Origin of the sequence: Streptomyces sp. NPDC127106, assembly GCF_042677605.1 — a bacterium.
In the GTDB taxonomy this organism is placed as follows: Bacteria; Actinomycetota; Actinomycetes; order Streptomycetales; family Streptomycetaceae; genus Streptomyces.
In genome coordinates, this window is record NZ_JBHXTC010000048.1 from 1 (window position 1) to 21039 (window position 21039).

The 21039-nt window shown below is 70.3% G+C and carries 20 protein-coding genes; all 20 read right to left on the reverse strand.

The annotated features are described in order from the left end of the window. Positions 1–210: 210 nt before the first annotated feature. Positions 211–657 (reverse strand): DUF2550 domain-containing protein, encoded by a 447-nt coding sequence (locus ACFVGY_RS29220; RefSeq protein ID WP_385682646.1) that lies wholly within the window; start codon positions 655–657, stop codon positions 211–213. Positions 658–787: 130 nt separating this feature from the next. Continuing rightward, positions 788–1162 carry a F0F1 ATP synthase subunit epsilon gene (locus ACFVGY_RS29225; RefSeq protein ID WP_385682648.1) on the reverse strand — a complete coding sequence of 125 codons (375 nt, stop codon included), beginning with the start codon at positions 1160–1162 and terminating at the stop codon, positions 788–790. A gap of 164 nt (positions 1163–1326) precedes the next feature. Continuing rightward, positions 1327–2778, reverse strand: coding sequence for a F0F1 ATP synthase subunit beta (atpD, locus tag ACFVGY_RS29230; RefSeq protein WP_385682651.1), 1452 nt, complete (start codon positions 2776–2778; stop codon positions 1327–1329). Continuing rightward, complete coding sequence (locus ACFVGY_RS29235) at positions 2779–3696, reverse strand: F0F1 ATP synthase subunit gamma (protein ID WP_385682654.1); 918 nt, start codon at positions 3694–3696, stop codon at positions 2779–2781. A 20-nt stretch (positions 3697–3716) separates the two neighbouring features. Next, positions 3717–5303, reverse strand: a complete 1587-nt coding sequence (gene atpA, locus ACFVGY_RS29240; protein WP_179173564.1) for a F0F1 ATP synthase subunit alpha — start codon at positions 5301–5303, stop codon at positions 3717–3719. 137 nt (positions 5304–5440) lie between these two features. Continuing rightward, positions 5441–6256 carry a F0F1 ATP synthase subunit delta gene (locus tag ACFVGY_RS29245; protein ID WP_385682657.1) on the reverse strand — a complete coding sequence of 272 codons (816 nt, stop codon included), beginning with the start codon at positions 6254–6256 and terminating at the stop codon, positions 5441–5443. After that, on the reverse strand, positions 6253–6798 hold the full coding sequence (locus ACFVGY_RS29250; RefSeq protein WP_385682660.1) for a F0F1 ATP synthase subunit B: 546 nt from the start codon (positions 6796–6798) through the stop codon (positions 6253–6255). Before ACFVGY_RS29250 ends, ACFVGY_RS29245 begins: the two co-directional genes overlap by 4 nt. A 38-nt stretch (positions 6799–6836) precedes the next feature. After that, positions 6837–7064 (reverse strand): ATP synthase subunit C, encoded by a 228-nt coding sequence (locus tag ACFVGY_RS29255; RefSeq protein WP_046776171.1) that lies wholly within the window; start codon positions 7062–7064, stop codon positions 6837–6839. A gap of 73 nt (positions 7065–7137) precedes the next feature. Then, positions 7138–7953 (reverse strand): F0F1 ATP synthase subunit A, encoded by an 816-nt coding sequence (atpB, locus tag ACFVGY_RS29260; RefSeq protein ID WP_385682663.1) that lies wholly within the window; start codon positions 7951–7953, stop codon positions 7138–7140. Between the two features lie 225 nt (positions 7954–8178). Continuing rightward, positions 8179–8616 carry a hypothetical protein gene (locus tag ACFVGY_RS29265; protein WP_385682666.1) on the reverse strand — a complete coding sequence of 146 codons (438 nt, stop codon included), beginning with the start codon at positions 8614–8616 and terminating at the stop codon, positions 8179–8181. A gap of 287 nt (positions 8617–8903) precedes the next feature. Further along, complete coding sequence (locus tag ACFVGY_RS29270; protein ID WP_385682789.1) at positions 8904–10238, reverse strand: MraY family glycosyltransferase; 1335 nt, start codon at positions 10236–10238, stop codon at positions 8904–8906. Between the two features lie 104 nt (positions 10239–10342). Then, positions 10343–11572, reverse strand: a complete 1230-nt coding sequence (glyA, locus tag ACFVGY_RS29275; RefSeq protein WP_385682668.1) for a serine hydroxymethyltransferase — start codon at positions 11570–11572, stop codon at positions 10343–10345. Between the two features lie 166 nt (positions 11573–11738). Then, positions 11739–12374, reverse strand: a complete 636-nt coding sequence (locus tag ACFVGY_RS29280; protein WP_385682671.1) for a protein-tyrosine-phosphatase — start codon at positions 12372–12374, stop codon at positions 11739–11741. Then, a complete protein-coding gene (locus tag ACFVGY_RS29285; protein ID WP_360637101.1) occupies positions 12371–13018 on the reverse strand; it encodes an L-threonylcarbamoyladenylate synthase in 648 nt (215 codons plus the stop codon). The genes ACFVGY_RS29280 and ACFVGY_RS29285 overlap by 4 nt, the downstream gene beginning before the upstream one ends. 46 nt (positions 13019–13064) lie before the next feature. Further along, positions 13065–13910 (reverse strand): peptide chain release factor N(5)-glutamine methyltransferase, encoded by an 846-nt coding sequence (prmC, locus tag ACFVGY_RS29290; RefSeq protein WP_385682674.1) that lies wholly within the window; start codon positions 13908–13910, stop codon positions 13065–13067. Between the two features lie 38 nt (positions 13911–13948). Further along, positions 13949–15034 (reverse strand): peptide chain release factor 1, encoded by a 1086-nt coding sequence (prfA, locus tag ACFVGY_RS29295; RefSeq protein ID WP_385682677.1) that lies wholly within the window; start codon positions 15032–15034, stop codon positions 13949–13951. A gap of 112 nt (positions 15035–15146) precedes the next feature. Continuing rightward, positions 15147–15365 (reverse strand): 50S ribosomal protein L31, encoded by a 219-nt coding sequence (rpmE, locus tag ACFVGY_RS29300; RefSeq protein WP_030153765.1) that lies wholly within the window; start codon positions 15363–15365, stop codon positions 15147–15149. 232 nt (positions 15366–15597) lie between these two features. Continuing rightward, positions 15598–16698, reverse strand: a complete 1101-nt coding sequence (locus tag ACFVGY_RS29305) for an LCP family protein (protein WP_385682680.1) — start codon at positions 16696–16698, stop codon at positions 15598–15600. A gap of 346 nt (positions 16699–17044) precedes the next feature. After that, positions 17045–19129: a transcription termination factor Rho gene (rho, locus tag ACFVGY_RS29310; RefSeq protein WP_385682683.1), complete on the reverse strand. Its 2085-nt coding sequence runs from the start codon at positions 19127–19129 to the stop codon at positions 17045–17047. A 430-nt stretch (positions 19130–19559) separates the two neighbouring features. Then, complete coding sequence (thrB, locus tag ACFVGY_RS29315; protein ID WP_385682686.1) at positions 19560–20486, reverse strand: homoserine kinase; 927 nt, start codon at positions 20484–20486, stop codon at positions 19560–19562. Positions 20487–21039: the final 553 nt, after the last annotated feature.

The following is a 21039-nucleotide window of genomic DNA, read 5'->3' on the forward strand; positions in this document are numbered from 1 at the left end:
GGCAAGGAATTCTTAGGCGACATTCACCCTCCCCCAGACTCCGTCCGGGGGGACCCCCACCCAACGGGCAAGGAATTCTTAGGCGACATTCACCCTCCCCCAGACTCCGTCCGGGGGGACCCCCACCCAACGGGCAAGGAATTCTTAGGCGACATTCACCCTCCCCCAGACTCCGTCCGGGGGGACCCCCACCCAACGGGCAAGGAATTCTTAGGCGACATTCACCCGTTGTCCGGGAGGCGCCGCCTCCAGCCAGGCCAGGAAGCCGGTCAGCGCGTCCTCGCTCATCGCCAGCTCCAGGCGGGTCCCCCGGTGGGTACAGCCGAGCACGACGGCGTCGGACAGCAGCGCCAGCTCCTCCTCGCCCTCGGGAGCCCGGCGCGAGATCACCTCGATGGAGTCCCGCTCCAGCAGCCGGCGCGGCCGCGGCGAGTACGAGAAGACGCGGAACCAGTCGATGCGGTCACCGCTGTAGCGGGCGACCCCGTACACCCAGCCCTTGCCGGAGAGGTCCGGCTTGTCGGCCACACCCCAGCGCAGGGAACAGTCGAAGGTGCCGCCGGAACGCTGGATCAGTCTGCGGCGCAGCCCGAACACGAACAGCCCGATCACCACCAGGGCTACGACCAGGCCGCTCACAAGCAGAGCGAGGAGCATCTTCACCGACCTCCTCGCTCATCGACACACCGCACGTGAAAAAGGGACGTACATCGCCTCAGCCGCGACCCGTCCCGGAAAATTCCGGAACGGACCGCGGCTGAGGTTTCAAACCTGTTCGGTACGGGGCTCAGCGCCCCGCGACCGCGCGCAGCCGGACATCCGCGCGACGCTCGGCGGACGCGTCGTCCTCCGCCTTCGCGCGCTCCAGTGCCCGCTCCGCCCGCTGGACGTCAATCTCGTCCGCGAGCTCGGCGATCTCGGCCAGCATGGACAGCTTGTTGTCCGCGTACGAGATGAATCCGCCGTGCACCGCGGCGACGACAGTGGCGCCCTCGCTGGTACGGATGGTCACCGGGCCCGATTCCAGCACACCGAGAAGCGGCTGGTGACCGGGCATGACGCCGATGTCGCCGGACGTGGTGCGGGCGACGACCAGGGTGGCCTCACCGGACCAGACACTCCGGTCCGCCGCGACCAGCTCGACGTGCAGCTCAGCAGCCAAGGTGGCTCCTCGGGTCACCACCCGGCGGGTCAGCCGGGTGTTGGGTCAAATTCTAATGGGCGTGGGGAGAGGGACGGGACACACCCGCCCCTCTCCGTCGGCCCCTCCCGGCCGTGACCGGGAGGGAACCGTCGAACCGACGGCGCTCTCAGGAGCGCCCCGGGTCAGGAGACGCCCAGCTCCTTGGCGTTCTTCTTCAGGTCCTCAAGGCCACCGCACATGAAGAAGGCCTGCTCCGGGAAGTGGTCGAACTCACCGTCGCAGATCGCGTTGAACGCGGCGATCGACTCGTCGAGCGGAACGTCCGAACCGTCCACACCGGTGAACTGCTTCGCCGCGTGGGTGTTCTGGGACAGGAAGCGCTCGACACGGCGGGCACGGTGGACAACGAGCTTGTCCTCCTCGCCCAGCTCGTCGATACCGAGGATCGCGATGATGTCCTGGAGGTCCTTGTACTTCTGCAGGATCCCCTTGACGCGGGTCGCGGCCGCGTAGTGGTCCTTCGCGATGTACCGCGGGTCGAGGATGCGGGACGAGGAGTCCAGCGGGTCCACGGCCGGGTAGATGCCCTTCTCGGAGATCGGACGGGACAGAACCGTCGTCGCGTCGAGGTGGGCGAAGGTGGTCGCCGGCGCCGGGTCGGTGAGGTCGTCGGCGGGGACGTAGATCGCCTGCATCGAGGTGATCGAGTGACCACGGGTCGAGGTGATGCGCTCCTGGAGGAGACCCATCTCGTCGGCCAGGTTCGGCTGGTAGCCCACCGCGGAGGGCATGCGGCCGAGCAGGGTCGAGACCTCGGAACCGGCCTGCGTGAAGCGGAAGATGTTGTCGATGAAGAACAGCACGTCCTGCTTCTGCACATCGCGGAAGTACTCCGCCATGGTCAGACCGGCCAGGGCGACGCGCAGACGGGTGCCCGGGGGCTCGTCCATCTGGCCGAAGACCAGCGCGGTCTTGTCGAGAACGCCGGACTCCTCCATCTCCGCGATGAGGTCGTTGCCCTCACGGGTGCGCTCACCCACGCCGGCGAAGACGGAAACACCCTCGTGCAGCTTCGCCACACGCATGATCATTTCCTGGATCAGAACGGTCTTGCCGACACCGGCACCACCGAACAGACCGATCTTTCCACCCTTGACGTACGGGGTGAGGAGGTCGACGACCTTGAGGCCCGTCTCGAACATCTCGGTCTTCGACTCGAGGTCCTCGAACTTCGGGGCCGTGCGGTGGATCGCCCAGCGCTCGGACTCCGTGCCGTTGGCCTCGGGCTCGTTCAGCACCTCGCCGAGGGTGTTGAACACCTTGCCCTTGGTGAAGTCACCGACCGGGACGGTGATGCCCGCGCCCGTGTCGGTCACCACGGCCTGGCGGACCAGGCCGTCGGTGGGCTGCATGGAGATGGCGCGGACAACGCCGTCACCGAGGTGCTGCGCGACCTCGAGGGTCAGCGTCTTGAGCGCACCCTCCTCGGCCGGGTCGGCAACCTGGACGGTCAGCGCGTTGTAGATCTCCGGCATGGCGTCGACGGGGAACTCCACGTCGACGACCGGGCCGATGACCCGCGCGATGCGACCGGTGGCAGCGGCCGCCACTGCGTTATCAGTAGACGTCGTCACTTACTTGTCACTCCCCGCGTTCGCGTCGGCCAGGGCTGCGGAGCCACCGACGATCTCGCTGATTTCCTGGGTGATTTCGGCCTGGCGGGCCGCGTTGGCAAGCCGGGTGAGGTTCGTGATGAGCTCACCGGCGTTGTCGGTCGCCGACTTCATCGCACGGCGGCGGGCGGCGTGCTCGGAAGCAGCGGCCTGCAGCAGCGCGTTGTAGATGCGGCTCTCGACGTAGCGCGGCAGCAGGGCGTCGAGGACGTCCTCCGCCGACGGCTCGAAGTCGAACAGCGGCAGGATCTCGCCCTTGCCGGCCGTCTCCTCCTGCGCCTTCTCAAGGCTGAGCGGCAGCATCCGGTCGTCCACCGGGTTCTGCGTCATCATCGACACGAACTCCGTGAAGACGATGTGCAGCTCGTCCACGCCGCCCTCGGCCGTCTCCTGGGAGATGGACTCGATGAGCGGTGCGGCCACGGCCTTCGCGTTCGCGTAGGTCGGGCTGTCGGTGAAGCCGGTCCAGCTGTCCGCGACCTTGCGCTCACGGAAGCCGTAGTAGGCGACGCCCTTGCGGCCGACGATGTAGTGGTCGACCTCCTTGCCCTCGCTGCGCAGCCGCTCGGTCAGCCGGTCCGCCGCCTTGATGGCGTTGGACGAGTAGCCGCCGGCCAGACCACGGTCGCTCGTGAGCAGCAGCACGGCCGCGCGCACCGGGGTCTCGGCCCCCGTGGTGAGCGGGTGCTTGGTGTTGGACCCCGTCGCCACCGCGGTCACCGCACGGGTGAGCTCGGTCGCGTACGGCATGGAGGCCGCCACCTGGCGCTGCGCCTTGACGATGCGCGAGGCGGCGATCATCTCCATCGCCTTGGTGATCTTCTTGGTCGCGGTAACGGATCGGATGCGACGCTTGTAGACCCGGAGCTGGGCTCCCATGAGTCAGGTCCCTTCCGTCGTTACTTGGCCACCGGCGCGTCTTCGCCCAGAAGCTTGCCGTCCGAGGTCTCGAACTGCTTCTTGAAGTCGGCGATCGCGTCGGCGACGGACTGCAGGGTGTCGTCCGACATCTTGCCGCCCTCGCGGATCGAGGTGAGGAGCTCCTTGCGGTTGTGGCGCAGGTGCTCCAGCAGCTCGGACTCGAAGCGACGGATGTCCTCGACCGGGACGTCGTCCATCTTGCCGGTGGTACCGGCCCAGATGGAGACGACCTGCTCCTGCACCGGCATCGGCTCGTACTGGGCCTGCTTGAGCAGCTCGACCATGCGCTTGCCGCGCTCCAGCGCGGACTTGGACGCGGAGTCCAGGTCGGAACCGAAGGCGGCGAACGCCTCCAGCTCGCGGTACTGGGCGAGGTCCACGCGCAGGCGGCCGGAGATCTGCTTCATGGCCTTGTGCTGGGCGGAGCCACCGACACGGGAGACCGAGATACCGACGTTCAGGGCCGGACGCTGGCCGGCGTTGAACAGGTCGGACTCCAGGAAGCACTGGCCGTCGGTGATGGAGATGACGTTGGTCGGGATGAACGCCGAGACGTCGTTGGCCTTGGTCTCGACGATCGGCAGACCGGTCATCGAGCCGGCACCCATCTCGTCGGAGAGCTTGGCGCAGCGCTCCAGCAGACGGGAGTGCAGGTAGAAGACGTCACCCGGGTAGGCCTCACGGCCCGGCGGGCGGCGCAGCAGCAGGGACACGGCGCGGTAGGCGTCGGCCTGCTTCGACAGGTCGTCGAAGACGATCAGGACGTGCTTGCCCTGGTACATCCAGTGCTGGCCGATGGCGGAACCGGTGTACGGCGCCAGGTACTTGAAGCCGGCCGGGTCCGACGCCGGGGCGGCGACGATGGTCGTGTACTCCAGGGCACCCGCCTCTTCCAGCGCGGCGCGCACGGAAGCGATGGTGGAGCCCTTCTGGCCGATGGCGACGTAGATGCAGCGGACCTGCTTGTTGACGTCGCCCGAGCGCCAGTTGTCACGCTGGTTGATGATCGTGTCGATGGCCAGGGCGGTCTTGCCGGTCTGGCGGTCACCGATGATCAGCTGACGCTGGCCGCGGCCGACCGGCGTCATGGCGTCGACGGCCTTGTAGCCCGTCTCCATGGGCTCGTGCACGGACTTGCGCGCCATGACGCCCGGGGCCTGCAGCTCGAGGGCGCGGCGGCCCTCGGTCGCGATCTCGCCGAGGCCGTCGATCGGGTTGCCGAGCGGGTCGACAACGCGGCCGAGGTAGCCCTCGCCGACGCCGACGGAGAGCACCTCACCGGTGCGCTGCACCGGCTGGCCCTCCTCGATACCGCTGAACTCGCCGAGGACGATGGCACCGATCTCGCGCTCCTCGAGGTTGAGGGCGAGGCCGAGGGTGCCGTCCTCGAACTTCAGCAGCTCGTTCGCCATGGTGGAGGGCAGACCCTCCACCTTCGCGATGCCGTCACCGGCAACGCTGACCGTGCCGACCTCCTCGCGCGAGGCCGCGTCCGGCTGGTACGACTGGACGAAGGTCTCCAGTGCGTCCCGGATCTCCTCCGGCCGGATCGTGAGCTCCGCCATCTGGGTTCCCTGCTCTCCTTGTTGGGCCCGAAGTTTCTTAGGGGTCTGGGGGCGACCCCCAGGAATCTTCTGCAAGTTCTGCACGGCCCAACCGGGCCGCTAGGAATGCTGTGTTCTTTTGGTGACTGCTCGGCTGGTCAGCCGGCCATGCGGCGAGCGGCCTCGGCCAGTCGGTTCGCGCTGGAACCGTCGATGACCTCGTCGCCCACCTGCACCACGATCCCGCCGAGGACCGCGGGGTCCACGTCGCAGTTCAGGTGCATCTGGCGGCCGTACAGCTTGGCCAGCACCGCGCCGAGACGCTGCTTCTGCACGTCGCTGAGCGGAACCGCGGTGGTCACGGTGGCGACCATGCGGTCACGGCGCTCGGCGGCGAGCTTGGAAAGGGACTCGAGTCCCGCTTCCAGGCTACGTCCACGCGGGTGGGTGACCAGACGCGTCACCAGGCGCTCGGTGGTGGCGTTGGCCTTGCCGCCGAGCAGGCTGCGGAGCAGCTCGCCCTTGGCGGAGGCGGTCGCCTTGCGGTCGGTCAGGGCGGCGCGCAGCTCGGTGTTCGAGGCGACGATCCGGCCGAAGCGGAAGATCTCGTCCTCGACGTCGTCGAGCGCGCCGGCCTTCTGCGCGGCGGTGAGGTCGGCGGTGTCCGCCAGCTCCTCCAGCGCGTCCACCAGGTCGCGGGACTGCGACCAGCGGGAGCGCACCATGCCGGACACCAGGTCGAGGGTCTCCCCGCTCACCTGGCCGCCCAGCAGCCGTGCGGCCAGCTCGGCCTTGGCCTCACCCGGCTGCGCCGGGTCCGTGAGGACCCGACGCAGCGAGACCTCGCGGTCGAGCAGCGCGGTGACGGCGGCCAGCTCACCGGCGAGCTTCGCCGCGTCGACGGACGTGTTGTCCGTCAGCGCGTCGAGACGCTCGCGGGAGGCGTGCAGCGCCTCGCGGCTCGCTCCGTTCATCGGGCAGCCTCGGCCTTCGCCTCGAGCTCGTCGAGGAACCGGTCGATGGTGCGGCTCTGCCGGGCGTGGTCCTCGAGGGACTCACCGACGAGCTTGCCGGCCAGGTCGGTGGCGAGCTTGCCCACGTCCTGACGCAGCGCCTGCGAAGCGGCCTTGCGGTCGGCCTCGATCTGGGCGTGGCCGGCAGCGATGATCTCCTCGCGCTGCCGCTGGCCCTCTGCGCGCAGCTCTTCCTTGAGCGCAGTGCCCTGCTCCAGCGCTTCCTGGCGCAGGCGGGCGGCCTCGTGCCGGGCTTCGGCGAGCTGGGCCTTGTACTGCTCCAGGACGCTCTGGGCCTCGGTCTGGGCGGCTTCCGCCTTCTCGATGCCACCCTCGATGGCCTCGCGACGCTCTTCCAGAACCTTGTTGATGTTCGGGAGCAGCTTCTTCGCGAGGATGGCGAAGACGATCAGGAAGGCGACCAGGCCGACGATGAGCTCCGGGAGCGGCGGGAGCAGAGGGTTCTGAGGCTCCTCTGCCGCCAGGTGCACCAGGGAAATCACATCAGTGCCTTTCGTCGAATCGGACGGGTATGCGTTCGTCAGGCGTAGACGAACGGCATGACCAGACCGATGAGGGCGAGCGCCTCACAGAAGGCGAAGCCGAGGATCTGGTTGGCGCGGATCAGACCGGCAGCCTCGGGCTGGCGGGCGAGGGCCTGGGTGCCGTTACCGAAGATGATGCCGACGCCGACGCCGGGGCCGATGGCCGCGAGACCGTAACCAACGGAGCTGAGGGAACCGGTGACGGCGGCAAGGGTCTGGGACATGCCAGTTCTTCCTTCTCTTTCACGGACCGGTGGGGGTTGGCCACCGGACGAATGGGGGCTTTGGGGTGGGCGATCAGTGGTGCTCGGCGAGCGCGCCCTGGATGAAGCTGCAGGCCAGGAGGACGAAGACGTATGCCTGGACAGCCTGGATGAAGAGCTCGAAGACGGTCATGCCGAGGACCATGACGAACGACACGCCCGCGGCCGGGATGCCCCAGCCGTTGAAGAGGTACCAGCTGGCCACGGTGAAGAGGACCAGGAGGGTGTGGCCGGCGAACATGTTCGCGAACAGTCGGACCGCGTGGGTGAAGGGGCGGACCAGGACGTTCGAGAAGAACTCGATCACCATGACCAGCGGGAGGACCGGGCCCAGCGACTTGTCGTAGCCGGTCAGGTTCTTCAGGCCGCCGACGAAGCCGTGGCGCTTGAAGGTCACCGACATCCAGATGCCGTAGACGATCAGGGCGAGGGCGGCCGGGTACGCGATGATCGAGGTCACCGGGAACTGGGCCAGCGGGATGATCGACCAGACGTTCAGGATCCAGACGAAGAAGAACAGCGACACCATGAAGGGGACGTACTTCTCGCCCTCCTTCTTGCCCAGCGTTTCGTACACGATCCCGCGGCGCACGAAGTCGTAACCGCTCTCGGCGACCATCTGGAGCTTGCCGGGAACGACCTGCGGCTTACGGAAGGCGGCCCAGAAGAAGCCCAGGATGATGATCGTGCCCAGCAGGGCGAGCAGCATCGGCTTGTTGAGGTACCAGCCGTCTGCATCTCCGGCGATGGGCTCGAAGATGAAGGAGTACAGGCTGGGGGCCGGGAAGCCACAACCGGAGTTGAGTTGACAGTCGGCCTCGAAGGCGAGCGTCATCTGGTCAGCACTCACCGCGGGCTCCTTCAGCGTGGCGCATAGGTACGGCAACCTCGTTGTGTCGGCGCGGCGCGCAGCCGCGGTTCGGCACTGGACTGGTGTTACGGATGATGGGGCGGCGTTCAGGCATGGAGCCTCGCGTTGGAACAGGCGTCAGCTCGGATGCCCGCGCCCGCAGTGCCGCAGTTGGCACCGGACGATAGCAGGATCTCGAACGCGCCTTTATCCCGGCCCTACCCCTCACGACTTCGGCCCCGAGTTTTCGGGCTTGTCGCCCTTCACCGAGTCCGGTTCGACGTAGAGGATCTTGGCCTTCATATGGGCACGCGTCTGCGCCGCGATCCACACGAGGGTGGTCGCGACGAGCGTGATGGCGAAGGCCTTGGGGTTGAACAGCGTGGTGTTCTTGAACACGGCGACAAAGATGAACAACAGAAGAATCTGCGCCGTATAGAGCATGAGCCCCATCGCCTGGAACAGGTGCGGCAGTGATTTCGCCGTGCGCTGCAGAACGATGAAGCCGATGCCCATGAACAGCATCACGACCACCGTGGCGATGGCTGCGCCGAGGGCTCCCTTGCCGCCCGCGACCACGGCACTGACAACGGCGGCAATGGCGCCGGCGGCAGCGGTGGGTACTGCGGCGTGCAGGAGGGATCGGGCGTCATCAGACAGCATGGCGCTTTGGCTCCGCGGTGGTGGTGGGGGCACGGACTCGTACGGGACTCGTACGGGGACGAGCGTAGGCCCGGACCGAGAGAGAACCTCGAGTCAAAGGGCCGTCGCACTACGGTCCTTCGGCTGTGTCGCCGGGTTTAGTGAACGGTATCACAAACTATTTGATGAGAGCTTTACCTGGGGGGTGTGCCGACTGTCACACATGAGTGTGAACCCGCCCGTGTGTGCGCGACAACCCCTCAGCTTGCGTGGTAATGGCGTCCCATGTCCGACATGCTCCACCGCCGTCAGCGCGTCGTTTCGGCCTTACGCCGGTCGGGGAAGCGCGAACGGGGGCCCACCGCGGTCGCTCCGTTGACGCCCGAGACACCCACCGCGATCCGCCGGGCGGGCTCCGGCTCGCGGCCCGAGGCGTCCTGCGCGGCGGCCTCGGCGGCCCGTTCCGCGTGCCGGTAGCGCGGCGGGACCAGGAACTCCGCCCAGCGCGGGGCGCGCGGCCTGAAACGCGGCAGGAGCAGCAGGACCAGGCCCAGGGCGCTGAGGGCCGCGATCACGAGCACGATCCACATCGAGGCGGAGTGCACCGAGTAGGCCACCGCGCCGAAGGCGATCAGGCCGGACCAGAAGTACATGATCAGCACGGCGCGGCTGTGCGAATGGCCGAGTTCCAGCAGGCGGTGGTGCAGGTGCCCGCGGTCCGCCGCGAACGGCGACTGGCCCTTCCAGGTGCGCCGCACGATGGCCAGGATCAGGTCGGCCATCGGGATCGCGATGATCGTCAGCGGCAGCAGCAGCGGGATGAAGACCGGGAGCATCGCGTGCGTCGCGTTGCGCTCGCCGCCCGCGAAGAGGGCCATCGTGTCCGGGTCCACCTGGCCGGTGATCGAGATGGCGCCGGCGGCGAGGACCAGGCCGATGAGCATCGAGCCGGAGTCGCCCATGAAGATCCGGGCGGGGTGCATGTTGTGCGGCAGGAAGCCCAGGCACATGCCCATCAGGATCGCGGCGAAGAGGGTCGCGGGCGCCGCCGCCTCGATCCCGTACCCGAACCAGATCCGGTAGGCGTACAGGAAGAACGCCGCGGAGGCGATGCACACCATGCCGGCGGCCAGGCCGTCGAGGCCGTCGACGAAGTTCACCGCGTTGATGGTGATGACGACCAGGGCCACCGTGAGCAGGTTGCCCTGCCACTGGGTGAGCGCGACCGTCCCGATCCACGGGACCGGGATCCACAGCATGGTCAGGCCCTGCATGACCATCACGCCGGCGGCGATCATCTGCGCGCCGAGCTTGATCAGCGCGTCGATCTCGAACTTGTCGTCCAGGACGCCGATCAGCCAGATCAGCGCGGCCCCCGAGAGCAGGGCCCGCGGCTCGTTCGACAGCTCGAAGACGCCGTTGAGGTTGGGCAGGTGGTCGGCGACCAGCAGGCCCGCGCACAGACCGCCGAACATGGCGATGCCGCCGAGCCGCGGAGTGGGCTCGCGGTGCACGTCGCGCGCGCGGATCTCCGGCATCGCGCCGGCCGCGATCGCGAACCTCCGCACGGGCCCGGTGAGCAGGTAGGTCACCGCCACCGTGACGCAAAGCGTCAGCAGATATTCACGCACGGGCTGCCCCAGATGTATCGCCGGCCATCTCAGCCCCACACATTAGCTGCGATGTCCCCGGTGGCGAGGACGCGAGGAACCCCGGCAGCGGTTTCAGTACGCCGCGCTTGCCCCGATTACCCACCGTAAGGGGGAAAGGAGTGCGTCAGATCGGCTACTTCCCTACGGGTTTTCGCCGCTTCGCCGTGCAGCGCGGCGGCGAACAGCGCGGCGATCCGCGCCATCTCCGGCTCCCGCATGCCCTGGGTGGTCACGGCCGCGGTGCCCAGGCGGATCCCGCGCTGGTCCCCGTACGGCAGGGCACAGGTGTCGAGCACGATCCCCGCCGCGGCGAGCCGGCCGCGGGCGGTGGGGCCGTCGAGGCCGAGGGGCGCCGGGTCGGCGGTGATCAGGTGCGTGTCGGTGCCGCCCGTCGTCACGGCGAAGCCGTGCGCGGTCAGCGCCTCCGCCAGCACGCGGGCGTTGGCCACCACCCGGTGGGCGTACGTGGTGAACGCGGGCCGGGCCGCCTCGCCGAAGGCGACGGCCTTGGCGGCGATGGTGTGCATCTGGGCGCCGCCCTGGGTGAACGGGAACACCGCCCGGTCGATCCGCTCGGCGTACTCCGCGCCGCACAGCACCATCCCGCCGCGGGGGCCGCGCAGCACCTTGTGGGTGGTCGCGCACACGATGTCGGCGTACGGGACGGGGCTGGGCGCCGCCCCGCCGGCGACCAGCCCGATCGGGTGGGCGGCGTCCGCGATGAGGTAGGCCCCCACCTCGTCGGCGATCTCCCGGAAGACCGAGTACTCGGGGTGCCGCGGGTAGGAGATCGAGCCGCAGACGATGGCCTTCGGCCGGTGCGCCCGCGCCAGCTGCTGTACCTGGTGGTAGTCGATCAGGCCGGTGTCGGCGTCGACCCCGTAGCCGACGAAGTCGAACCAGCGGCCGGAGAAGTTGGCCGGGGAGCCGTGGGTGAGGTGTCCGCCGTACGCGAGGCCCATCGCCAGCACGGTGTCCCCCGGCCGCAGCAGCGCGGCGTACGCGGCGAGGACGGCGGCGGAGCCGGAGTGCGGCTGCACGTTGGCGTGCTCGACGCCGAACAGCGCCCGCGCCCGTTCCGCGGCGGTCCGCTCGGCGAGGTCGGCGTACTCGCAGCCGCCGTGGTAGCGCTTGCCGGGGTACCCCTCGGCGTACTTGTTGGCGAGCGGCGAGCCGAGGGCCGCCAGGACGGCGGGCGAGCTGAAGTTCTCGGCGGCGATCAGCTGCAGCGAGGTGGCCTGCCGCTGCGCCTCCCCGGCGAGCACGTCGGCCATCTGCGGGTCCTGCTGCCGCAGCAGGTCCGGGGGCGGGGTGATGACGCTCATGGCGCGACTCCAGTGGCGGTACCGGGTACCGCCACTGTAGGCCCGCCGGGGCCGTCGCGCCCTGCGGGACGGCCCCGGGGCGGGCCAGCGGCCGTCGACCAGCCCCCGAGACCCCCGCCGGGGCCCTGTCGACCATGATCAGCGCGGCGCCGCGCCGCGCCCGGGGTTAGCGCGGTGGCGTCACTCCCGTCAGGGCCGTCACGACCGGGTCCAGGGCCTGACTGATCTCGTCGCCGATCGAGCGGAAGAAGGTGATCGGCGCGCCGTACGGGTCGTGCACCTCGTCCGCGTCCTGCGAGGGGGCCAGGAGCCAGCCGCGGAGCGCCGCCGCGGCCCGTACCAGCGCCCGCGCACGTTCGACGACCCCGTCGTCCAGGGGCGGCAGCGTCGCCGGGTCTATCGCCCGCACCAGACGGGTGAACTCCTTCAACGTGAACGTCCGCAGCCCGGCCGAGTGCCCCATGGAGATGACCTGCGCCCGGTGGTCCCGGGTGGCCGTCAGGACCAGGTCGGCGCGTATGACGTGCTCGTCGAGCAGCTCGCGCCCGGTGAACCCGGTGGCGTCCGCGCCGAAGTCGGCGAGCACGGCCGCCGCGTTCGCCTCCATCGGGGCGCCCTCGTGGCCCCACGTGCCGGCGCTCTCCACGATCAGGCTGCTCGCCGGGACGTCGCCCAGGCGGTGCGCCAGCGCATGCCGGGTCAGCCGCTCGGTGATGGGCGAGCGGCACACGTTGCCGGTGCTGACGTGGAGGATGCGGAAGGTGCCCGCGCCGTCGGCTATGCCACGCCCCCGAGGGCTCACGGGGCCACCTCGAGGTCGGGTACGACCTCCCGCAGCTGCTCGGCGGTCAGCGCGCCCTCGCGCAGCAGGACGGGAACCTTCCCGGTGACGTCGACGATCGACGACGGCTGGATGCCGGGGGTGGGACCGCCGTCCAGGTACACCGACACGGAGTCGCCGAGCATGGCGCGCGCCGCGTCGCAGTCCTCGGGCGCCGGGTGGCCGGTCAGGTTGGCGGAGGACACGGCCATCGGGCCGACCTCGGTCAGCAGCTCGATCGCGACGGGGTGCAGCGGCATGCGCACGGCCACCGTCCCCCGGGTCTCACCCAGGTCCCAGGCCAGCGAGGGCTGGTGCTTGGCGACGAGGGTCAGTGCGCCCGGCCAGAAGGCGTCGACGAGCTCCCAGGCCTGCTCGGAGAAGTCCGTGACCAGGCCGTGCAGGGTGTTAGGGGAGCCGATGAGCACCGGGGTGGGCATGTTGCGGCCCCGGCCCTTGGCGGCGAGCAGGTCACCGACGGCTTCCGCGCTGAAGGCGTCCGCGCCGATCCCGTACAGGGTGTCGGTGGGCAGCACGACCAGCTCGCCGCGGCGCACGGCGGATGCGGCTTCACGCAGGCCCGTCGCACGGTCCGTCGCGTCGTTGCAGTCGTATCGCCGGGCCATCAGCGGGTCTCCTCGTGGAGCAGGTGGGTGGCGGGAAGGGGGGCGCTCACGGCAGTGCCTTGCGGGCGGTCGCGAAGCGCGGGCGGTTGTTGAGGTCGGGGTGGTCGGCGGCGTCGGCCCAGCCCCGCTCTTCGGCGAAGATCCACGGAACCTGGCCGCCCTGGGTGTCGGCGTGCTCGATGACGACGATGCCGCCGGGCCGCAGCAGCCGGTGGGCGGTCCGCTCGATGCCGCGGATGGTGTCGAGGCCGTCCTCGCCGGAGAAAAGCGCCATCTCCGGGTCGTGGTCGCGGGCCTCGGGGGCGACGTACTCCCACTCGGTGAGCGGGATGTACGGCGGGTTGGAGATCACCAGGTCGACCTGGCCGTCCAGCTCGGGCAGGGCCTGAAGGGCGTCGCCCTGGTGGACGGTGACGCGTGAGCCCTCGGCGTTCTTGCGGGCCCAGCGCAGGGCGTCCTCGGACAGCTCCACGGCGTGCACGCGCGAGCGCGGCACCTCCTGGGCCATGGCCAGCGCGATGGCCCCCGACCCGGTGCACAGGTCCACGATCAGCGGCTCGACGACGTCCATCGCCCGGACGGCCTGTATGGCCCAGTCCACGACCGACTCGGTCTCGGGCCGGGGCACGAACACCCCGGGCCCGACCTGGAGCTCCAGGTACCGGAAGAAGGCGCGGCCGGTGATGTGCTGGAGCGGCTCGCGCGCCTCGCGGCGGGCGACGGCCTCCCAGTAGCGGGCGTCGAAGTCCGCGTCCTTGACGCGGTGCAGTTCCCCCCGTTTGACGCCGTGGACGAAGGCCGCGAGCTCCTCGGCGTCGAAGCGCGGTGAGGGCACACCTGCGGCGGCCAGCCGCTGGGTGGCCTGGGCCACCTCGGCAAGCAGCAAGTTCACGCTGGTCCTCCGGGCTTGCTGTCGTACGGGGGGGTGGGTCAGTTCGGGTTCGCGGCCGCGAGCTTGGCGGCCGAGTCCGTGTCGACGCACGACTGGATGACCGGGTCGAGGTCGCCGTCGAGCACCTGGTCCAAGTTGTACGCCTTGAAACCGGTCCGGTGGTCCGAGAGCCGGTTTTCCGGGAAGTTGTACGTACGGATCTTCTCGGACCGGTCGACCGTGCGGACCTGGCTGCGGCGGGCGTCGGCGGCCTCCTGCTCGGCGGCCTCCTGGGCGGCGGCCAGCAGGCGGGAGCGCAGGATGCGCATGGCCTGCTCCTTGTTCTGGAGCTGGCTCTTCTCGTTCTGGCAGGACGCGACCACGCCGGTGGGCAGGTGGGTGATGCGGACGGCGGAGTCCGTGGTGTTGACGGACTGGCCGCCGGGGCCGGACGACCGGTACACGTCGATGCGCAGGTCGTTCGGGTTGACCTCGACCTCGACCTCCTCGGCCTCCGGGGTGACGAGCACGCCTGCGGCGGAGGTGTGGATGCGGCCCTGCGATTCGGTGGCCGGCACGCGCTGGACGCGGTGCACGCCGCCCTCGTACTTCAGGCGGGCCCATACGCCCTGGCCGGGCTCGGTGGCACCGTTGCCGCCCTTGGTGCGGACGGAGACCTGGACGTCCTTGTAGCCGCCGAGCTCGGACTCGGTGGAGTCGATGATCTCGGTCTTCCAGCCCACGCGCTCGGCGTAGCGCAGGTACATGCGCAGCAGGTCACCGGCGAAGAGGGCGGACTCGTCGCCGCCCGCGCCCGCCTTGATCTCCAGCAGCACGTCCTTGTCGTCGCTGGGGTCGCGGGGGACGAGCAGCAGGCGGAGCTTCTCGGTGAGCTCCTCGCGGTGTGCGGTGAGCTCCTTGACCTCGGCTGCGAAGTCGGGGTCGTCCGCGGCGAACTCCTTCGCCGTGTCGATGTCGTCCGCCGACTGCTTCCACGCCCGGTAGGTGGCGATGATCGGGGTCAGCTCCGCGTAGCGCTTGTTCAGCTTGCGCGCGTTCGCCTGATCGGAGAAGACCGAAGGGTCGGCGAGCTTCTTCTCGAGGTCGGCGTGCTCGCCGACCAGTTCCTCGACCGCCTCGAACATCGGGGGCTCCTGGGGTGAAAAGTACGAAAAAAGGGCTGCGGGACGACAAAGGCGCCGGCCCGGCCGCGCCCGCGTGAGCGGGGTGCGGCCGGGGTCCGGCGCCGTGGGCTCGCTACTTCGAGCCGGCAGCCTTGCCGAAGCGGGCCTCGAAGCGGGCGACACGGCCACCGGTGTCGAGGATCTTCTGCTTGCCCGTGTAGAACGGGTGGCACTCGGAGCAGACCTCGGCACGGATGGTGCCCTCGGTCAGGGTGCTACGGGTGGTGAACGACGCGCCGCAGGTGCAGCTGACCTGGGTCTCGACGTACTCGGGGTGAACATCGCGCTTCAAGGTGTCTCCTAGATTCGGGAGGGCGCCGGGTCGCAGGGGCCGAATTGCCGCGTGCGTGAACCGGGGCCGACAGACCAGTCTGCCAGGACCGGGCTGCCTGTCAAAATTCCGGGAACGACCTCCTCAACCAGGAGGGCCCGGCATCTATTCCGCTCCCCCGCGATCCCCTCCGGGCGGGGGTTCCGCGCCGGTGACGGGCCGCGCCGCGGGGGCGGTGCGGGGGGGCGGTGCGCTAGCGGACGATGTCGCCGGCCTGGCCCTTGTCGCCGGCGGAGTTCGCGGTGGCCTCGGCGGGGACCGACTGCTCGGCCAGGAGGGCGTCCCAGACCATCTTGGACTCCTTGGCGAGCGGTGCGACGCGGTTGGGGTCGTAGCGGTCCGGGGCCACCGGCAGGGTGATCATGTGCATGTTCTGGGCGTCGATGCCCTGCAGGCTCTGGGCGAAGCCCATGAGGGACTTCACGTCGCCGAGCGACTTGTCGGTGGTGAGGGCCTTGGTGCCGGTGTCGGCGAGGTCGAGCAGCCGCTTGGGGTTGTCGAAGATGCCGATGCTCTTGACCTGCTTGATCAGGGCCTTGATGAAGGCCTGCTGGAGCTGTATCCGGCCGAGGTCGCTGCCGTCGCCGACGCTCTTGCGGGTGCGGACCAGTCCCAGGGCCTGCTCGCCGTTGAGGCGGTTGGTGCCCGCCGGCAGGTTCAGGTGGCTGCCGTCGTCCTTGATCGGCTTGGTGGTGGTCACCTCGACGCCGCCGAGGTTGTCGATGATCTTCTTGAAGCCCGTGAAGTCGACCTCGATGTAGTGGTCCATGCGGATCCCCGACATCTTCTCGACGGTCTTGACCGCGCAGGCCGCCCCGCCGATGGTGAACGACTCGTTGAACTGCGAGCGCGAGCTGCCGCGGTCGGTCTTGCCGTTGCTCGTGGTGCACGAGGGCCGGTTGACGATGGTGTCGCGGGGGATCGACACGACGGTGGCCTTCTTGTGGCCCTCGTACAGGTGGACGATCATCGCGGTGTCGGAGCGGGCCGAGCCGCCGTCGTCGCGGCCGTACTCGCCGTTGGCGCCGGCGCGCGAGTCGGAGCCGAGGACGAGGATGTCCATCGAGCCGTTGTTCACGTTCTGGGGGCGGTCGGCGCCGAGCGCCTGGTCGATGTCGACCGTCTTCAGATTCCCGTTGATCTTGAAGTAGAACCAGCCGAGCCCCGCCCCGCCGAGGAGAACCACGCCCACCGCGCTCCAGGCGGCTATGGCCAGGGCCTTCCGCTTCGCCGGCTTCTGTGGGCGCCGGTCCGCGGCGGCGCGCCGCCCCCCGCCCCTGCTCTCCTCGCTCATGCTCTCCTCAGTCCTGGGTGCGGGCCCGGCCGTCCGTCCGGCCTCGGGCTACCCCCGCCTGCCCCCTGACACAGACGGGGGAACGCCTCCGGGGGTTCCACGGCCCGGCCGTACCCGCCCCGCGGAGCTGCGGATGTGGCGAAGGTCGCACCCGGCGCCGGGGCGGGTGGGGCGGCAGCGCCGGAAGGGCCGTACGGGGCCACAGGGGCCGCGCTGGCTGCCGTACGCGGGCGGCTGCGCCCGGCAGTGCCCGTACCCGCCCCGCAGCCCCGTACGGGCGCAGAACGCGGGACCGCCCCCGCCGCGGCTGCGGTGGGGGCGGTCCCGGTGAGGTGCCGCGACGGCGTCAGTCGTCGTTCTTGCCCGACGGGGTCGTCTTGGCGATCTGCATCAGGAACTCGGCGTTCGACTTCGTCTGCTTCATCTTGTCGAGCAGCAGCTCGATGGCCTGCTGCGAGTCGAGCGCGTGCAGCACCCGGCGCAGCTTCCAGACGATGGAGAGCTCCTCGCTGTTGAGGAGGATCTCCTCCTTGCGGGTGCCCGACGGATCGACGTCGACGGCCGGGAAGATGCGCTTGTCGGCGAGCTTCCGGTCGAGCTTGAGCTCCATGTTGCCGGTGCCCTTGAACTCCTCGAAGATCACCTCGTCCATGCGCGAGCCGGTGTCGACCAGCGCGGTGGCCAGGATGGTCAGCGAGCCGCCGTCCTCGATGTTGCGCGCGGCACCGAAGAAGCGCTTCGGCGGGTACAGCGCGGTCGAGTCGACACCACCGGACAGGATGCGGCCGGAGGCGGGCGCCGCGAGGTTGTACGCGCGGCCCAGACGGGTGATGGAGTCCAGCAGGACGACCACGTCGTGACCCAGCTCGACGAGGCGCTTGGCGCGCTCGATGGCCAGCTCGGCGACGGTCGTGTGGTCCTCGGCCGGGCGGTCGAAGGTCGAGGAGATGACCTCGCCCTTGACCGACCGCTGCATGTCGGTGACCTCTTCCGGACGCTCGTCGACGAGGACGACCATCAGGTGGCACTCGGGGTTGTTCGTGGTGATCGCGTTGGCGATCGCCTGCATGATCATGGTCTTGCCGGTCTTCGGCGGAGCCACGATCAGACCGCGCTGGCCCTTGCCGATCGGCGACACCAGGTCGATGATGCGCGTCGTCAGCACGCCCGGGTCGGTCTCCAGACGGAGCCGGTCCTGCGGGTAGAGCGGGGTCAGCTTCTGGAACTCCGGGCGGCCGCGGCCGGATTCGGGCGCCATGCCGTTGACCGAGTCCAGGCGCACGAGCGCGTTGAACTTCTCGCGGCGCTCGCCGTCCTTGGGCTGGCGCACGGCACCGGTGATGTGGTCGCCCTTGCGCAGACCCGCCTTGCGGACCTGGGCGAGGGAGACGTACACGTCGTTGGGGCCGGGCAGGTAGCCCGAGGTCCGGATGAACGCGTAGTTGTCGAGGATGTCGAGGATGCCCGCGACGGGGATCAGGACGTCGTCGTCGGCGACCTGCGGCTCGCCCGGGGCGAACTCGTCACGGCCGCGACGGCCCCGGCGGTCGCGGTAGCGGCCGCGACGGCCACGACGGCCGCCCTCGTCGTCGAAGTCGTCCTGCGGACCGGCGTCCTGGCGGCCCTGCTGACCGCCCTGCTGGCCCTGGCCGCGGCCCCCGCCCTGCTGGCGGTCGCCCCGGCCGCCGCCCTGGCCCTGGCCCGGACCCTGGGCGCCCTGGCCCTGGTCGTCGGCCTTGGCACCGCGCTCGCGGCGGTCGCGCTGGCGCTCCCCGCGCTCGCCGCGCTCGCCGCGGTCACGGCGGTCACGGCGGCCGCGGCCCTCGCCCTCCTGGCCGCCCTGGGCGGGCGCGGAGACGGCGGTGGAGGCCTCGGCCTTGGTCTCGGCGGGCGCGGCGGCCGTGGCGGTCTCGGGCTTGGCCTCGACGGTCACGGTGGCGGCGGCCGCGTTCTCCGGGCTGCCGGAGGGGGCGGTGGCGCGACGGCGGCGGCGCTCGCCGGCCGGGGCCTCGTCTCCCCCGCGCTCGGCTTCGCTGGTACGGGCGGTGCCACCGGCCGGCTGGCCCGGGATCTCGATCTGCGCAGGAGCGGCGGCCTTCTCGGCGGGCGCCTCGGCGGCGGCCTCGCCCGTGCGGGCCTTGCTGGTGGCGCGGCGCTTCGGCTTGGCCTCGGCGGCGTCGGCGGCGGGAGCCGCGGCCTTGGCGGCGCCGGCGCCCGCCTGCGCCTCCTTGATGACCTCGATCAGCTGGCTCTTGCGCATGCGCGCGGTGCCCCTGATACCGAGGCCCGACGCGACCTGCTGCAGCTCGGCCAGGACCATGCCCTCGAGGCCGGTGCCGGAGCGGCGGCGCTTGGGCGCGGAGGCCGCGGCGGGAGCGCTGGTGTCGACAGAGGTGTCGGCAGCGCCCATCAGATCGGTGGTGTCGCTCACGAAGGGTCCTTCCCTGGAGCGGACGTCGGCCTGTCTGGCTCGGCGACCGGTTGTGCTGTCCGGCAGCAGTCCTAGGTGTGTGGACTACGCCGGGGCGGTGGTCCGCCGGTAGAGGTACGGCGGAGAGAAACGTGCATAAGTGGTTCCGGCGAGAGGCCCCCGAGCTGGAAGCGTGGGAAATTCACGCCGATTCCGATTCCGGAGCGTGCTCGAAACTGCCGGAAGTGATCAAAGCAGTCGGGGAGGCTCCCGGAAGAAAGGTGGTCCCTGATGGGGACACTGAGCGCCGAGCCAGGGCGGCTTCGGCTGCGCACTTGAGAGTAACACTACCGGATCCAACAGATATTCCCCCTCTCAATCACCGGCAATCGCGCGATCCGCGCGGGCGGCCTGCCCTGGCCGCCCGCCCCTTGACCGACCGGCCCTACGGCTAGCCGTTCTGGGTTCCCAGCGGAAGTACGCTCGCGCCCGCGGCATCGAGGGCCAGCCGGTTGGCCGCCCACCCCTCGCCCGCGAGCTGCGCGACCTTGTCGGCCGCGCCGCCTTCGGCCAGCGCGAGGACCGTGGGGCCCGCGCCGGAGATGACCGCGGGGATGCCGTCCGCCCGCAGTCGGTTGACGAGTGCCACGCTCTCGGGCATCGCCGGGGACCGGTACTCCTGGTGGAGCCGGTCTTCGGTGGCCGGCAGCAGCAGCTCGGGGCGCCTGGTCAGGGCTTCCACGAGCAGGGCCGCGCGGCCCGCGTTGACGGCCGCGTCCACGTGCGGGACGGTGCGCGGCAGCAGGCCGCGCGCGGTCTCGGTGAGGACGGGCTTGGCGGGGACGAAGACCACCGGAACGATGGAGTCGGAGGGCTCCATGCGGATGGCCTTGGCGCTGCCGCCGTCCATCCAGGCCAGGGTGAATCCGCCGAGCAGGCAGGCGGCGACGTTGTCGGGGTGTCCCTCGATCTCGGTGGCGAGTTCCAGCAGGGCCGCGTCGTCGAGCCGGGCCTCTCCGCCTATGGTGACGGCGCGCGCCGCGACGATGCCGGCGCAGATGGCGGCGGAGGAGGAGCCGAGGCCGCGGCCGTGCGGAATGCGGTTGGCGCAGACGACCTCCAGGCCGCGCGGCTGCCCGCCCAGCAGGTCGAAAGCGGTGCGCATGGAGCGTACGAGCAGGTGGCTCTCGTCCCGCGGGAGGGTGTCGGCGCCCTCACCCGCGATGTCGATGTCCAGGCCGGAGTCGGCCACTCGGACGACCACGTCGTCGTAGAGCCCCAGGGCCAGACCGAAGGCGTCGAAGCCCGGGCCGAGGTTGGCACTGCTGGCGGGGACGCGCACCCGTACGGCGGCGGCGCGGAACGCTGGACCGGCCATCGTCCGATGACACTCCTTGTGACTGTGCGAGAAGTTCGCTGTGAATGTACTGGAGAAGGTACGACACCCGGAGGCCCTCGGGGCAGCACCGCGGGCATGTGCGCGGTGGCGGATGTCAGTACAGCGTATCGAAGGAAGGTTCTCCCGCGACATAGGGCGCACAGGAGGCGCACGATGCGTGTCGCTTCCCCGGCCCCGGATTCCGCCGGGTTTTGCCGTCGTACGACCAGAGTTGCCGGATTCCGCGGGGCGTCCGGAGCGGATCCGGAACGACCGGGAAGGCCCCGGGAGGGGCCGGAATCCGGCAACTCGGCGTGGATCGCCGAGGCTTCGGGCCCGCCCGCGACGGCGCCGGGGCTGCGTGACGGTGCCGCAGCACCGTGACGACGCCGCGACACCGTGACGGTGCCTCAATGCCGGCCCGCCGGCGGGGCGGACGGGGGGGCGGGCGGGGGGGGCGCGGGGGGGGGGGGCCCCGCCGCCCCCCCCCCCCCCCCGCGCGGGCGCCGCCCCCCCCCCCCCCGCACCCCGCGCGGGCGGGGGCGCGCCGGCG